We start from the raw sequence: 14,948 nt of genomic DNA, 5'->3' as shown, positions 1-14,948 counted from the left end.
TGGTCCGGTCCGTCCCCGGGGACGGACCGGGCCGGCCGGGGCGTGTCACTTCGCCCGGTCGACGAACTGCGTGGTGTACGTCCTGGCGAGATCCACCTTCGCGTCCTTCAGGTTCGGGTTGAACGCCTTCAGGACCCGCTCGACGGTGGCGGGGCCGTCCGCGGGCATGACGCCGTCGGTGGTGAACATGGGCAGCGTGCTCTTGATGGCCTGGGCGTAGAGGGCCTTGCCGCCGCCCTGGGCGTAGTCGGCGGGCATCTTCCCGGCGATCTCGTCGGCGCTGTGGGTGGACATCCACTTCAGCGTCCGGACGAAGGCGTTGGCCAGCTTCTGGACGGTGTCCTTGTGGCTGTTGACCCACTCGGTCCGCATGTAGAGGCTGGATGACGGGTAGAGCCCGCCGAGCGCCTGCCTGGAGCCCTCCGGCGTACGCATGTCGATGAGGATCTTGCCGAGCTTCTTGTCCAGGATGGTGGCGACCGTCGGGTCGGTGGTCATCCCGCCCTGGATGGAGCCCTGCTGGAGGGCGGAGATGAACGTCTGCCCGGCACCCACCGCGACCGGGGTGAACTGGCTGGTCCGCACACCGTTGCTGACGGCGAGGTACTTGGTGAGGAAGTCGGTGGAGGATCCGATGCCGGTCACGCCGAGCTGCTTGCCCTTGAAGTCCTTCGCCGACCTCAGTTCGTCCGCCGCCCGGCCGGAGACGATCTCGACCTCGCCGGGGGCCTGCGAGAACTGGACGACGGACTCGACCTGCTTGCCCTTCACCTGGAGGTCGAGGGTGTGGTCGTAGAAGCCGACGGTGCCCTGGACGTCGCCGGAGACCAGCGCCGTCTCGGCCTGCACACCCGCGGGCTCGGTCAGGAGCTGGACGAGGACACCCTCGTCCTCGAAGTAGCCGAGCCGTTCGGTGAGCATCGCGGGCAGGTAGATGACCTTGTCGAGGCCGCCGACCATGATCTTGACCTGGTCCCCCTCGCCTTCGGAGCCGGAGTCCCCGCCGCAGGCGGTGAGGGTGGTCAGGGCAAGCACACCGGCGACGGCCAGGGCGGGAAAGCGGAGGGAGGTACGCATCTGACGCGGGTCCTTTGCGGAGGGAAGGGGGTGGGGAGGAGGGGCCGCGGGACGGGTCAGCGGGCGCTGTCCGCGTCCGCGGGCTTCCAGCGGAAGAGCCGTTTCTCCAGGAAGGTGAGCAGCCCCTCGGCCAGCAGCGCGACGATCGCGAGGATGGCCATCGCGGCGTAGACACCGGCGGCGTTGAACGTGCCCTGGGAGGCGGCGACCAGCAGTCCGAGCCCCTTGGTGGCGCCGATGTACTCGCCGACGATCGCCCCGATGAGCGCGAAGCCGAAGCTGACGTGCAGGCTGGTGAAGATCCACGAGGTGGCGGAGGGGATCACCACCTGGAGGGTGACCTGCCGTCTGCTGGCCCCCAGGATGCGGGAGTTGGCGACGAGGTCGCGGTCGACCTCCCGCGCCCCCTGGAAGGCGTTGAAGAAGACCGGGAAGAACACCAGGACGACCGCGGAGGCCACCTTGGAGGCCGGTCCGAGCCCGAACCAGATGAGGAAGACCGGCGCGAGCACGATCCGGGGCAGCGCGTTGAGCACCTTGATGTACGGGCCGAGGACGTCGGCCGCGAACCGCACCCGGCCCAGCGCGATCCCGAGCAGCACACCGGCGACCACACCGATGACCCAGCCGAGCAGCGCCTCGTAGAGCGTGTACCGGATCTGCTCCCCGAGGGAGCCCTGTGCCGTGCCGTCCACGGCCCAGGTGCGGATCTGGTCCCAGATCTTCGACGGCATGGAGAAGTTGAACGGATCGATGACGGCGGTGCGGGCCAGCCACTCCCACAGTCCGACGACCGCGAGGAGCACCGCGATCCTGCTGCCCGTCACCAGGTACGCGCGGTTCCTGGCCGCCCGCGCCCTGGCCCGTGCCCGGTCGGCCTGGCCGACGGCGGTGCCGGCCGTGGTGGTGTCAGGCGACATGGTGGGCACCCCTCTCGCGGGTGATACGGACCTCTTCACCGAGGGAGGACCAGATCTCCCGGTAGATCTCGACGAACCGGGGCTGCAGCCGCACCTCCTCGACCTTGCGGGGGCGGGGCAGGCCGATCTCGAAGACCTCCTTGACGGTGGCCGGTCCGGCGGTCATGACCACGACCTTGTCGGCCAGCGCGATGGACTCCTCCAGGTCGTGGGTGACGAAGACGACGCAGGCACCGGTCCCGGCCCACAGCTCCAGCAGCTCGTCCGACATCAGCGCCCTGGTCTGCACGTCCAGCGCCGAGAACGGCTCGTCCATGAGCAGGATCCCGGGATCGTTGACGAACGTCGCCGCGAGGGCGACGCGCTTGCGCTGCCCGCCGGACAGCTGGTGCGGGTAGCGGTCCTCGAAGGAGGCGAGCCCGACCCGGGCGAGCCACTCCCGTGCCCGCTGCCTGGCCTCGGACGTGGGCACACCGCGGAACCGGGGGCCCGCCATCACGTTGGACAGCACGGTCCGCCACGGGAAGACCGCGTCCTGCTGGAAGACGAAGCCGACCTTGTCGCCGATGCCGCGCACCGGCTCGCCTCCCACCAGCACCTCTCCCCCGGTGGGCTCCTCCAGTCCGCTCACCAGGGTCAGCGTGGTCGACTTGCCGCATCCGGTGGGCCCCACGACCGCGACGAACTCGCCGCGCCCGACAGTCAGGTCCAGATCACGTACGGCGGTGTGGAGCGCCCCCGACGGAGTCCGGAACGCTTTGCTCACCCCCCGCAGCTCGATGGCGGGGCTCGTTTCGCTGTTCATGGGGCGGAACGCTAGAGGCGGCCCCCGGAGCCCGGGGAGTCTTGCGCCCACAACGCGCGGTTCTGCCCATAACCCGGGGTTCTGCTCGTTCTGCTCGCGGCAGGACGGCGAATGCGCCGCGGGGACTGGCCATCGGCGATCTCGGCGTTTACGTTGCGATCACACGAGGACGAAACGGAGCAACGTGGTCCACACCGGCGGAAGGCGGGGGGACAGCAGATGCGCGTTCACTGGCCCCGCCGCGTCTTCGCCCAGGTGCTCCTCACTCAGGTGGCCATCACCACCGGGGTGATCATGCTCATCACGGGACTCTTCCTCGGCCCGCTCAGCCGTCAGCTCGACAACCAGGCGATGCACCAGGCGCTGTCCATCGCCCAGACCACGGCGGCCGAACCCGGACTGGTCCGCGATCTGCGCACCACCGGCCCCACGCCCGGCGGACCGGTTCAGGCCGAGGCCGAGCGCATCCGGCGGGCCACCGGAGCGCTGTACATCGTCGTCATGGACACCCGCGGGGTGCGCTGGTCGCACACCGACACAGTCCAGATCGGCAGGCATGTCTCGACCGACCCCAGTACGGCGCTGGGCGGCCGGGAGATCATGCAGATCGACGACGGCACCCTGGGCAGGTCGGCACGGGCGAAGGTCCCGCTCCGCGACGAGCGGGGCGGGATCGTGGGCGCCGTGTCGGTGGGCCTCGCCTACGACAGCGTCCACGACCGGCTGCTGGGCACGATTCCGGGGCTGCTGCTCTACTCCGGGACAGCGCTCGCCGTGGGCGTCCTGGCCGCGCTGTTCGTCTCGCGACGGCTCCAGCGCAGCACGCACGGGATCGCCTTCGCCGACATCTCGGCACTGCTGGACGAGCGCGAGGCGATGCTGCACAGCATCCGTGAGGCGGTGCTCGCCCTCGACACGCGGGGCAGGATCCGGCTGCTCAACGACGAGGCGCAGCGGCTGCTGGAGCTGGACCGCGGTGCCGTGGGCCGTCCGCTGGGCGAGGTGATGCCGCCGGGCCGCATGACCGAGGTGCTGGCGGGCCGGGTCGGCGGCGACAACCTGATCACGGTGGGCCGGGGGCGGGTGCTGATCGCCAATCGCATGCCCACGGGCGACGGCGGTGCGGTGGTCACCCTGCGCGACCGTACGGAGCTGGAGCTGCTGAGGCGGGAGCTGGACTCCACGCACGGCCTGCTGGACGCGCTGCGGGCCCAGGACCACGAGCACGCCAACCGGCTGCACACCCTGCTGGGCCTGCTGGATCTCGGCAGGCACGATGCCGCGAGGGAGTTCGTGGAGGAAGTGACCAGCGGGCACCGCGCGTCGGCGGAGCAGGTCGCCGAGCGGGTCAACGACCCCCTGCTGTCGGCGCTGCTGGTGGGCAAGTCGGCGGTGGCGGCGGAGCGGGGCGCCTCGCTGGACATCTCGCCGGACACACTGCTCCCGGACGCGGTCGTGGACCCGCGGGACCTGGTGACGGTGCTCGGCAACCTCATCGACAACGCGCTGGACGTCGCCACGCTCGTCGAGGTGGAGCTGCTGGCCGAGGGGAGCACGGCGGTCCTGCGGGTCAGCGACAACGGTCCGGGGGTGCCGCCCGCGATACGCGAGCAGATCTTCACCGAGGGCTGGTCCACCAAGGAGTCCCCCGCGCACCGTGGCCGCGGCCTGGGGCTGGCACTGGTGCGCCGGCTGGCCGAGCGCTACGGTGGCGCGGCCCGTGTCACGGCACGTGCGGGCGGCGGAGCGGTCTTCACCGTCGTCCTGCCCGAGGCACTCACCGTCCGGCCCCGGACAGAAGTGGGAGAGTCGCGATGATCGATGTCCTGGTGGTGGACGACGACTTCCGGGTCGCCGAGATCAATGCCGCGTACGTGGCGAAGGTGCCCGGCTTCCGGGTGATCTCCCGTGCGCACACCGCCGCGCAGGCCCTGGCCTTCCTGGAGCGCGACCGTGTCGATCTGGTCCTGCTCGATCACTATCTGCCGGACGAGACGGGGCTGACACTGGTGCGGCGGTTGCGTCAGCTCGGCCACCCGGCCGACGTGATCATGGTGACCGCCGCCCGCGACGTGGCGACCGTACGGACCGCGATGCGGTACGGCGCCCTGCAGTACCTGGTGAAGCCGTTCAGCTTCGGCGGACTGCGGTCCAAGCTGGAGAGCTACGCGGCGCTGCGCCGGACCCTCGAAGGGGTGGGCGGCGCCCGGGGCGAGGCCGGGCAGGAGCAGGTCGACCAGATCTTCGGGGCCCTGCGCACCGCGCGGTCCGGTCCGTCGGCCGGGCTGCCCAAGGGGCATTCGGCACCCACCGCCGATGTCATCCGCCATGTGCTGTCGGCGGCCGAGGGGCCGCTGTCCGCGCACGAGGTCGCCGCCCGCGCGGGGCTCAGCCGCTCCACGGCGCAGCGTTACCTCAAGTATCTGGAGGGGGCGGGCCGGATCCGGCTCAGCCTCAGGTACGGCGATACCGGCCGTCCCGAGCACCGCTACGCCTGGGCGGATCTGCGTGCGGAGCCGCTGCGATGAGCCCGGCGCAGGCGGCGCCGGTGGAACTCACCCCGGCCGCCGAGGAGCTGCTTCGGCGGCTGCGGGCGGTGCACGGGCCGTTGATGTTCCATCAGTCCGGCGGCTGCTGCGACGGCAGCGCGCCCATGTGCTACCAGGACGGCGAATTCCGTACCGGCGGCTCCGACGTGCTGGTGGCGTCGCTCGACGTGGCGGGGGTGGCGGAGCGCATCCCGTTCTGGATGTCGCGGAGCCAGTTCGAGCTGTGGTCGCACACCCGGCTGATCGTCGACGTGGTGGCGGGGCGGGGCAGCGGTTTCTCGCTGGAGGCCCCGGAGGGGGTGCGCTTCCTCATCCGTTCCCGGCTGGCCGGAGGGGACGGGGGCTGATACGGGCGTGGGGGGGGGGGGGGGGGGGGGGGCGGGGGCGGGGGGGGGGGCGGGGGGGTGGCCGCCCCCCGCGCCGGGTCAGGGCCTGAGACTGCCGACGACGTCGGCCGTGGCGGCCAGGCTGTCCTGGATGGTCGGTCCCATGCTGGAGCCCGCGAGGAAGAAGCCGAGGAGCGCGCAGACCAGTGCGTGCGAGAGCTTCAGCCCGTTGCGGAGGAAGACCACCGCCAGGATCAGGAGTAGCACCACCAGTGAGATCGAAATGGCCATGGCCAACCTCCTCCGCCGCGCCCGGTAGGCGGCATTCGGCCGCCAGTCTGGCGCAGGGGAGAGGCCGTTCGGTGACCCGGCGTGTCCGCCATCCGGGTGGGTGACCGTCCGCTACGCCCAGGGGAGGGCATCTCCGGGCCGGGCTCCGCGGTCGTGGGCCCGCAGGAAGCGTGCGAGACCCGCGAGGTCATCGGTGTTGAGGTGGTCGACCCCGGCGGCCAGCAGCTCTGTCCAGACCGCTTCCCGCTCCGGTACGGAGGCGTCGGGGGTGGCCCAGAAGCGGACGCGGCGGCCTTCCCGGTGGGCCTGGGCGACCATGGCACGCAGTCTTTGCCGCTCCTCGGCGGGGATGGGCCCGGTGCCCCGCCAGTCGAACGCGTCGCTCCAGCTCGCGCTGATCAGCGGGGCGAAGGAGGCAGGAGCCGGGGCGCCGAGGTCCTCGGGCCGCCCGTCGTAGAAGGCGTAGCGCGTGCGCTGGGCCTCCATCGGGATGCGGGCGGCGCGATCGCCGGAGATGACGGGAGTGACGGCGCCGGGCCGTACCCGGCCCTGGTGGTACGACGTCAGCATGGTCCGGTAGCGCCGGAGTTGCCGGTCCAGTGCGCGGTAGGCCGCGGCACCGTCGGTCTTGATGTCGATCAGCAGTTGTACGGGGTCGTGGTGGCCGGGGTGGACCGTGCCGTGATGGGCCCGGACCCTGGCCCGCAGCGGGTCGAGGTAGAGCGAGGCGAGGGTGCGGGCCGGGTCGGTCCCGGTGGCCTCATGGGCGACGAGCAGTTCTCCGTCCACCAGGAAGATGTCCGCCTCGACACTGGTGAAGCCCTGGTCGAGCGCGTCGTACAGCGGGCGCGGGTGCAGGTAGTCGTTGTGCGCGTGGGCCCTGCGCAGCACCTGGGGGCGGGGGCGTGGGCGTGGTGCCGGGCGGGACGCGGCGGCCGTCCTCGGGGGCAGGAAGCTGCCTGCGGCCGCGGTGACGAGCGCGGCGGTGACGACGCTTCGGCGGGTCGGGGGCGCCATGGATTCTCCCGGGAGCGAGTGGCGGACGGGCGGACGCGACCGAGTATGCGCCGGTGAGCGTCCCAACCGGCATATGGCGCACAAGAGTTGACTCATTCGCCGTCCGCCTGTCGGCACCCGTTCGCCCGTGCGGGCCGGAAGGGGCAAAAGGGCCGAGCGCTGACCGGCGGCGCTACCGGGACGGACGCCGGGCGGAGTTCCGTCGGTGCCGGTGAGCGATCCGGACGAGGAATGGCCGATGCCGTCCTCGTGGCCAGTGCCGTCCTCGTGGGCAGTGCCGTCCTCGTGGGCAGTGCCGTCCTCGTGCCCGCTGCCGACCGACGATGCCGCCGCGGCCGCTCGCCGCGGCGCCGTCGGCGCGGGTCACGCTGACACCGGGAGCGACGGTGCCGGGCATGCCGTCCACGGCGCTTCCGGACGGGCCGAAGAGGGCCTGGGAGAACGGAGATTCGGCGTGGGCGGCCGCGTCGCGGCTCCGGTCGAAGGAGCCAGCCCGGCGACGCGGCTGGCCCGGACGGCCATGCCGTTCCCCGGAGGTCCTGGCCCCGTCGGGGGCACGGGCTTGTCCGCTCGGGCTCGTGGACCGCGGTGAACCTCGGTCCGGAGCCGGGGGAACGGGTGCGCGTACGCCGCCCCGCTCCCCCGGCCGCCTCCGGCTCTCCGGCTCTCCGGCTCTCCGGCTCTCCGGCTCTCCGGCGCTACGGCGCTACGGCGCGGGCAGCTCCACCAGTGCGGCGACCGTCTCGCGGTGGCGTCCGGCGGTGCCGTACGCGATCGAGTCGGCCTTGGCCCGCTTCAGGTACAGATGAGCCGGGTGCTCCCAGGTCATCCCGATGCCGCCGTGCAGCTGGACGCACTCCTGCGCGGCGTGCACGGCGACCCCGGAGCAGTACGCCTGCGCGACGGCCACCGCGAGCGGGGCCTCGGGGCTGTCGGTGGCGAGGGCGTCGGCGGCGTTCCGCGCGGCGGCGCGGGCCGACACGACTTCGAGCCAGAGCTGCGCCATGCGGTGCTTGAGCGCCTGGAAGGAGCCCACCGGCCGGTTGAACTGGTGGCGTTCACGGGTGTGGCGGACCGTCTCGGCCAGGCACCACTCGGCGACGCCGAGCTGCTCGGAGGCGAGCAGTCCGGCGCCCGCCAGCAGTCCCCGGCGTACGGCGCCGACCGCGGCCGCGCCGTCGGCCAGCCGGGTTCCCGCGGCTCCGGTGAGGGTGACCGTGGCGAGCGGGCGGGTCAGGTCGAGCGACACCAGCGGGGCCACGGCGACCCCTTCGGCGTCCGCCTCGACCGCGTACAGACCGTCCGTCGTCGGCATCAGCAGCACGTCGGCGGCCACCGCGTCCGCGACACCGCTCACGCTTCCTTCCACCCGGCCCGCCACCACCGCCGCGGGCCGGATCGCGTCGGGCGTGGCGGCGGCGAACGGCACCGCGAGCACCGCGACCCGGCGCCCCTCGGCGATCTCGCCGAGCAGCGCGGCGACCGGCCCGGCGGGCTCCCCGAGCGCGAGCAGCGTCTGCACGGCGACGACCGCACCGGTCAGATACGGGGCCGGGGTCACCCCGCGGCCCAGCTCCTCCAGCACCACCGCGGCCTCGCGGTGGCTCGCTCCCTGGCCGCCCAGCCGCTCCGGGACCAGCAGCCCCGCTCCGCCGATGCCGCCCGCCAGGGCCTGCCAGAGTTCCGGGTCGTACGGGGTGCCGGACTCGGCACGGGCGAGCAGCGCCGGGACGTCGCTCCGGTCGGTGAGGAGGGCGCGCACCGCTGCCCGCAGGTCCTCCTCCGCCTCCGAGTACAGCAGGTCCGGCACGTCGGTCTCTTCGATCGGTGCGGTCATCGGGCCAGGTCCTTCCAGGCGACGTCCTTGTCGGTGCGCGGCTCGGCGGGCAGGCCGAGCACGCGCTCGGCGACGATGTTGAGCAGCACCTCGCTGGTGCCGCCCTCGATGGAGTTGCCCTTGGAGCGGAGGTAGCGGTAGCCGGCGTCCCGTCCGGTGAAGTCGACGAGTTCGGGCCTGCGCATGGTCCATTCGTCGTACAGCAGACCTTCCTGGCCCAGGAGTTCGACCTCCAGTCCGCTGATCTCCTGATTGAGCCGGGCGAAGGCGAGCTTCATCCCGGAGCCTTCCGGGCCGGGCTGTCCGGCGACGAGCTGCTGGCGCAGGCGGGTGGCGGTGAGCCGGGCCACCTCTGCCTCGACCCAGAGGGTCATCAGCCGTTGGTGGAGGTCGTGGGTGCGCAGTTCGGGGCGTTCGCGCCAGGTCCGGGCGACGGGGCCGATCATGCCGCCCTCGCGCGGGACGCGGGCTCCGCCGATGGAGACGCGCTCGTTCATCAGCGTGGTCTGCGCGACCTTCCAGCCCTCACCGACCGGGCCGAGCCGGTGGCGGTCGGGGATGCGTACGCCGGTGAGGAAGACCTCGTTGAACTCGGCCTCTCCGGTGATCTGGCGCAGCGGCCGGACCTCGACACCGGGGTCGGTCATGTCGCAGATGAAGTAGCTGATCCCTCGGTGCTTGGGCACGTCGGGGTCAGTACGGGCGATCAGGATCGCCCAGCGTGCCAGGTGGGCACTGGATGTCCAGACCTTCTGTCCGTCGACCACCCAGTCCTCTCCGTCGCGGACCGCACGAGTGGCGAGCGCGGCGAGGTCGGAACCGGCGCCGGGTTCGCTGAAGAGCTGGCACCAGACCTCCTCTCCGGTCCAGAGCGGGCGCAGGAATCGCCGCTTCTGCTCGTCGGTGCCGAAGCCGAGGAGGGTCGGGGCGGCCATGCCGAGGCCGATGCCGATCCGGCGCGGGTCGTTGTCGGGGGCGTCCGCGGCGGCGAGTGCGGCGTCGACCACGCTCTGCAGGGAACGGGGCGCGTCGAGGCCGCCGAGTCCGGCCGGATAGTGCACCCAGGCCAGTCCCGCGTCGAAGCGCGCCCGGAGAAAGGCGGTGCGCTCCGTGGTGGCCGGGGGGTACTCGGCGAGCAACTCCTGGGTGCGGCGGCGGAGTTCCGCCGCGTCGGGTGCGGTCATCGGGCGGCTCCCCGGGGAAGGACGGTGATCCGGCCGGTGCTGGCGCCGTCGGCGACGCGCTGGACGGCGTCGGCCGCCCCGGCGAGCCCGACTCGTTCGCTGACCAGCGGGGCGATGGCCCCTTCGGCGGCGAGCCGGGTGAGTGCGTCGTGACACGCGCGGACGGCGGCCGGATCCTTGGTGCGGTAGAGGCCCCAGTGGAGTCCGAGGATCGAGTAGTTCTTGACGAGGGCGTGGTTCAGCGCCGGGGCCGGGACGGCGCCGCTCGCGAAGCCGACGACGATCACCCGGCCCTCGAAGGCGACGCACTTGACGGACTTGGCGTAGGCGTCACCGCCGACCGGGTCGTACACCACGTCGGCGCCGCGTCCCCCGGTGGCCTCCTTGACGACGGCGACGATGTCCTGGGTGTGCCGGTCGATGACCAGGTCGCAGCCGAGCCGCGCGGCGGCCTTCGCCTTCTCCGGGCCTGCGACGACTCCGATGACGGTGGCACCCGCTGCCTTGCCGAGCTGAACGGCGGCGCTGCCGACGCCTCCGGCCGCCGCGTGCACCAGCAGGGTCTCACCGGCCCTCAGACGGGCCCTGCGGTGCAGGCCGAACCAGCCGGTCTGGTAGCCGATGTGCAGGGCGGCCGCCTCGGCGTCGTCCAGGGTGTCCGGGGCGGGCAGCAGGGCCGCCTCGTCGGCGACGGCGTACTCGGCGAAACCGCCGTGCGGCAAGGACGGGGCGGCGAGCACCCGCCGCCCGTCCGCCGTCCGGCCGCAGATCTCCACGCCGGGGGTAAAGGGCAGCGGCGGCCGTACCTGGTACTGGCCCCGGCAGAGCAGCGCGTCCGGGAAGTTGATGTTCGCGGCGAGCACCTCGATAAGCACCTGCCCCTCGCCGGGCACGGGCCTGCCGGTCTCCTCCAGCCGCATCACCTCGCTCGGTTCGCCGTTCCGGTGCACTCGCCATGTCTGCATCAGGAGCCTCCACAACACTGTCGGCACTACCACTGCTCCGGCGCATACTAAGCGGTCGCTTGCCTGTCTGGGAACAACCCGCCGCGCGCGACACTCGCGATGCGCGGGGGCGGCCCCGGCCCGTCACCACCGTCTCGGCGGCCTGCGGAGCCCCTGCCCCGGCACGCAGCCGGTCCGCACCGCGTCGGCGGACTCCCCCGCCGCGCCCACCCGGGGCACGGACCGTCGAACGTGCCGCGAGGGCGCGGACCACCTGACCGCTCTCCGCGAGGCCACGTTCCCGCGAGCAGACGCCGGAAGGGCGGCAGTCCCGTCCCAGGCGAGTCACCCGCTCCGAAAACGGGACGGCGGCCCGCCCGCACGGCTTCTGGAGGAGGAGCGTGATGTCCGCGCCGACCAGTGCTCGACGGACCGGCCGCACCGCGCCGTGCGGTCGACACCGATACCGTGCGGTAGGCCGGGCTGCCACGCTCCGAGTGCGCGCCCTGATGTACCTGTCCGGCGCGGACAGCGCGGACAGCGCGGACACCGCGGACAGCGCGGACACCCCGGACACCGCGGACACCGCGGACAGCGCGGACACCGCGGACAGCGCGGACAGCGCGGACAGCGCGGACAGCGCGGACAGCGCGGACAGCGCGGACAGCGCGGACGAGCCGAACCGGTCGCAGCCCGAGTCGGTCACGGGTGACCGCCCGACGCGTGCGGAGCGGCTTCAGCAGTCCTCGGCCGTGGGGCGCTCGGTCATCGGGCGGCCCGCAGCCCGACTTCACCCGTCCGGACGGCACGCACCGCGCGTTCGGCGGTCTGCGGCTTCTCACCGACCGGGGCCACGTAGTCGAGGACGCCGCGCGCGGCGTCCTCACCGAGCGTGCGGGTGATCACCCAGGTGGCGAGGTACTGGGACGCCAGACAGCCACCCGCGGTGGCGACGTTCCCCCGCGCGTGGAACGGCGCGTCCAGCACGGTGACACCGCACGCCTCGACGAACGGCCGGCTCACCGTATCCGTGCAGGCGGGCGTGGAGTCCAGCAGCCCGAGGTGCGCCAGGACCAGCGCACCGGAGCACTGCGAACCGATCAGCTGGCGCGTCGGGTCGAGCGGCAGCATGGAGAGCAGCCGGCCCTCAGCGACCACGTCGCGCGTCTTCACCCCGCTGCCGATCAGCACGACATCGGCCTCGGACACGAACCCCATGGGCCGCTGCCCGGTCACCTGCACGCCGTTCATCGATGTGACCACGGGCGTCGGCGTCGTGATGAAGGCCTCCAGACCGTTCCCGCGGCACCGATTGATCAGCGCGGAGGCGATGAAGCTGTCCAGCTCGTTGAATCCGTCAAAGGTGACCACAGCTACCTGCACCACAACTTCTCCCTGGACGGCGCGGATTGCGGAATCGGCAGCATAGCGCCGCAGGCCGAAGCACCGGCCAGCGATGGGCGGCTCGCCCGCCGTCGTTCCCGCACGGCCGCCGTGAGCGAGCGGCCCGCGCTCACGCAGCGGTGCTGCGACGTCCCGTCGAGCTGCGCCGCGCGTCGCGGGCAGAGGTGGCGTGGGGACGACGTCGCCGTCACCCGGACGTGCGGTGTGAGGCTCCAGCGCGTTCCCGGACGGTCCCTGCGGACCGTTTACGGCCCTGCCCGGCGAAAGGACCGTACTCGGCAGTCACGCGGCATGCGGCCGTGGCCTCCCCCTTCGGCTCCCGCTGCCGTGGGGCGGCCCTTGACCCTCACGTGACGTCAGGCTGCATAGTCGGTGCCGTGGAGGATCACTGGACCGTCGGACGCGTGGCCGGGCTGGGCGGCGTGAGCGTCCGCACGCTGCATCACTATGACGCGATCGGGCTCGTACGTCCCTCGGCGCGGACCCCGGCCGGATACCGGGCCTACTCGGCGGACGACGTGGAGCGGCTCAGGGAGGTGCTGGCCTACCGGCGGCTGGGCTTCGGACTACGGGAGGTCGCGGAACTGGTGGGCGACTCGTCCACCGGCGCGCTCGCGCACCTGCACCGGCTGCGCGGCCTGCTGCTGGAGCGGCGTGACCGCGCTGACGCCATGGTGACGGCCATCGACAGGGAACTCGAGGCACGGGCGAAGGGACTGAGGGTGACACCGGAGGAGCAGCTGGAGATGCTCGGTGCACGGCTGTACGACGCGATCGGAGGCGCCTACACGGCGACTCGGCGCACCGAGCCGAGGATCGCCGCGCAGATCCTGGACGCGCTCGGGGACGCGCGGACGGTGCTGAACGTCGGGGCGGGCACCGGCTCCTACGAGCCTGCTGGCCGTGACGTGACCGCGGTGGAGCCGTCCGCGGTGATGCGGGGGCAGCGCCCGGCCGGCTCGGCGCCGTGCGTGGCCGCCGCCGCGGAGAGCCTGCCGTTCGAGGACCGCTCCTTCGATGCCGCGATGGCCGTCTCCACCGTTCACCACTGGGCGGACCCGATAGCGGGGCTGCGCGAGATGCGGCGCGTGGCCCGCCGCGTGGTGGTGCTCACCTTCGACACCGACGAGCCCGGATGGCAGGACCGGTTCTGGCTCACGCGCGACTACCTGCCGGAGTTCGCCGCCGTCCTCGCGGAATTTCCCTCGCTCGCCGGGATGGCCGACGCGATCGGCGCCCGCACCGAGCCGGTGCCCGTCCCGTGGGACTGCGCCGACGGCCTGTTCGAGGCGTACTGGCGCCGACCGGGCGCGTATCTGGAGGATCGCGTGCGCCGCGCGGCGTCCGTGTGGACGCGGGTCGGGCCGGAGGCCGAGCGGCGAGCGGTACGCAGCCTCGGTGACGACCTCGCCTCCGGCCGGTGGGCCGAGCGCAACGGCGACCTCGCTCACCTCGACGCGGCAGATCTCGGCCTGCGCCTGCTCATCGCCTGAGTGGACCGCCGGTGGCGGCCCTCGCCCCGGCGGCCGCCAGGACAACGGCGCACGTTCCTCCTGAGGGCCGCGGTGCCCCAGGGGCCGCCCCGCCCGTCCTCCGCCCCGCCCGTCCTCCGCCCCGAGCCCGGCCGCGCCCGGGTCAGCGCCCGGGTCGCCGCGCGCGAGACATCGCTGCTCAGGGGCATGAAGTCACGCTCACGCCAGGAAGCCGGGAGGTCAGGAGAGCCAGTCGGCGTAGCGGGTGGCGGCGAGGTGGGCGTCGTTGTCGGTGAGGACACCGCCCTTGACGGCGGCGAACATGCCGGCGGTGGGGTCGGTGACGACGGTGCGGTGGTCGCCCTTGTGGGCCAGGGTGATCCGGCCCAGCTCGTCCAGGGGAAGGATGTCGGGGCCCGCGATGGCGCGGATGCCGTTGAGCGGGGCTCCCGCGGCGACCTCCGCCACCGCGGCGGCCACGTCCTTGGAGGCGATCGGCTGGATCGGTGTGGCGGGCAGCCGGACGGTGTCGGCGTCGGCGGTCCAGGACAGGACGGCGTCGATGAACTCCATGAACTGCGTCGCCCGGACGATCGAGTAGGGGATCGCCCCGGCGGCGAGGAGTCTTTCCTGGAGGGCCTTGGCACGGTAGTAGTCCAGCTCCGGTACCTGGTCCGTGCCGACGATCGAGAGGATGACGACGTGGCCGACGTGACCCTTGCGGGCCGCGGCGAGAAGGTTGTCCATGGAGGTCTGGAAGAAAGCCGGGGAGGCGTCGTCGAAGGTCGGTGAGTTCGTCAGGTTGACGACGACGTCGGCTCCCGCCACCGCCTCCTCCAGCCCCCGGCCGCTGATGACGTCGACCCCGGTGGACTTCGAGTGCGGCACCGCCTCGTGTCCGGCGGCGTTCAGATTCCTGACGACCTGCGACCCGATCAGTCCGGTGCCACCGATGACCGCGATCTTCATGACATGCCTTTCATGAGGGCCATACGGCGAATATGGCAGAGGAACGGTTACGTGGGAGGGGCAAGAAACGCCCCCGGTCGCCGGGGAAGGAAGGCCGTCACAGGCCGTCGGCGAACGTGACCGTTCTGCCCAGGGGCGTGCCCGGCCCGTGCG

The 14,948-nt window shown here is 72.6% G+C and carries 14 protein-coding genes; 4 read left to right on the top strand and 10 right to left on the bottom strand.

Features of this window, described 5'->3' with window-relative positions; genetic code table 11:
- Positions 1-45: 45 nt before the first annotated feature.
- Genes ACFVWY_RS10645 through ACFVWY_RS10635 form a run of 3 tightly spaced genes read right to left on the bottom strand, consistent with a single transcriptional unit; the run spans position 46 to position 2,802 of the window.
- A complete protein-coding gene (locus ACFVWY_RS10645) occupies positions 46-1,077 on the bottom strand; it encodes an ABC transporter substrate-binding protein (protein WP_389869539.1) in 1,032 nt (343 codons plus the stop codon).
- Positions 1,078-1,133: 56 nt separating this feature from the next.
- On the bottom strand, positions 1,134-1,997 hold the full coding sequence (locus ACFVWY_RS10640) for an ABC transporter permease (RefSeq protein ID WP_389869536.1): 864 nt from the start codon (positions 1,995-1,997) through the stop codon (positions 1,134-1,136).
- Positions 1,987-2,802 (bottom strand): ABC transporter ATP-binding protein, encoded by an 816-nt coding sequence (locus ACFVWY_RS10635; RefSeq protein WP_389869534.1) that lies wholly within the window; start codon positions 2,800-2,802, stop codon positions 1,987-1,989. The genes ACFVWY_RS10640 and ACFVWY_RS10635 overlap by 11 nt, the downstream gene beginning before the upstream one ends.
- A 219-nt stretch (positions 2,803-3,021) precedes the next feature.
- On the opposite strand from ACFVWY_RS10635, the gene ACFVWY_RS10630 reads away from it, so the two are divergent.
- Genes ACFVWY_RS10630 through ACFVWY_RS10620 form a run of 3 tightly spaced genes read left to right on the top strand, consistent with a single transcriptional unit; the run spans position 3,022 to position 5,698 of the window.
- On the top strand, positions 3,022-4,620 hold the full coding sequence (locus ACFVWY_RS10630) for an ATP-binding protein (protein ID WP_389869532.1): 1,599 nt from the start codon (positions 3,022-3,024) through the stop codon (positions 4,618-4,620).
- Entirely contained in the window at positions 4,617-5,330 is a 714-nt protein-coding gene (locus ACFVWY_RS10625) for a response regulator (RefSeq protein WP_389869530.1), read from the top strand. The genes ACFVWY_RS10630 and ACFVWY_RS10625 overlap by 4 nt, the downstream gene beginning before the upstream one ends.
- Positions 5,327-5,698, top strand: coding sequence for a DUF779 domain-containing protein (locus ACFVWY_RS10620; RefSeq protein ID WP_389869528.1), 372 nt, complete (start codon positions 5,327-5,329; stop codon positions 5,696-5,698). Before ACFVWY_RS10625 ends, ACFVWY_RS10620 begins: the two co-directional genes overlap by 4 nt.
- Before the next feature lie 78 nt (positions 5,699-5,776).
- On the opposite strand, the gene ACFVWY_RS10615 is transcribed toward ACFVWY_RS10620, so the two are convergent.
- The 6 genes from ACFVWY_RS10615 to ACFVWY_RS10590 form a co-directional block, all read right to left on the bottom strand.
- Positions 5,777-5,968 (bottom strand): hypothetical protein, encoded by a 192-nt coding sequence (locus tag ACFVWY_RS10615; RefSeq protein WP_376689780.1) that lies wholly within the window; start codon positions 5,966-5,968, stop codon positions 5,777-5,779.
- A gap of 111 nt (positions 5,969-6,079) precedes the next feature.
- Positions 6,080-6,985, bottom strand: a complete 906-nt coding sequence (locus tag ACFVWY_RS10610; RefSeq protein ID WP_389869526.1) for a phosphatidylinositol-specific phospholipase C/glycerophosphodiester phosphodiesterase family protein — start codon at positions 6,983-6,985, stop codon at positions 6,080-6,082.
- Positions 6,986-7,691: 706 nt separating this feature from the next.
- Positions 7,692-8,822: an acyl-CoA dehydrogenase family protein gene (locus ACFVWY_RS10605; RefSeq protein WP_389869523.1), complete on the bottom strand. Its 1,131-nt coding sequence runs from the start codon at positions 8,820-8,822 to the stop codon at positions 7,692-7,694.
- Positions 8,819-10,006, bottom strand: a complete 1,188-nt coding sequence (locus ACFVWY_RS10600; RefSeq protein WP_389869522.1) for an acyl-CoA dehydrogenase family protein — start codon at positions 10,004-10,006, stop codon at positions 8,819-8,821. Before ACFVWY_RS10600 ends, ACFVWY_RS10605 begins: the two co-directional genes overlap by 4 nt.
- A complete protein-coding gene (locus ACFVWY_RS10595; RefSeq protein ID WP_389869519.1) occupies positions 10,003-10,971 on the bottom strand; it encodes an NADPH:quinone oxidoreductase family protein in 969 nt (322 codons plus the stop codon). The genes ACFVWY_RS10600 and ACFVWY_RS10595 overlap by 4 nt, the downstream gene beginning before the upstream one ends.
- A 744-nt stretch (positions 10,972-11,715) precedes the next feature.
- Positions 11,716-12,333 carry an AraC family transcriptional regulator gene (locus ACFVWY_RS10590; RefSeq protein WP_389869713.1) on the bottom strand — a complete coding sequence of 206 codons (618 nt, stop codon included), beginning with the start codon at positions 12,331-12,333 and terminating at the stop codon, positions 11,716-11,718.
- A 398-nt stretch (positions 12,334-12,731) separates the two neighbouring features.
- On the opposite strand from ACFVWY_RS10590, the gene ACFVWY_RS10585 reads away from it, so the two are divergent.
- Positions 12,732-13,847: a methyltransferase domain-containing protein gene (locus ACFVWY_RS10585; protein ID WP_389869517.1), complete on the top strand. Its 1,116-nt coding sequence runs from the start codon at positions 12,732-12,734 to the stop codon at positions 13,845-13,847.
- Positions 13,848-14,066: 219 nt separating this feature from the next.
- Here ACFVWY_RS10585 and ACFVWY_RS10580 read toward each other — a convergent pair whose 3' ends face one another.
- Positions 14,067-14,795, bottom strand: a complete 729-nt coding sequence (locus ACFVWY_RS10580; RefSeq protein ID WP_389869515.1) for an SDR family oxidoreductase — start codon at positions 14,793-14,795, stop codon at positions 14,067-14,069.
- Positions 14,796-14,948 lie beyond the last annotated feature (153 nt).

It is taken from the genome of Streptomyces sp. NPDC058195 (assembly GCF_042883525.1).
In the GTDB taxonomy this organism is placed as follows: Bacteria; Actinomycetota; Actinomycetes; order Streptomycetales; family Streptomycetaceae; genus Streptomyces.
Note: the sequence above shows the minus strand (reverse complement) of the source record. Positions and strands in the feature narration are given on the sequence as shown.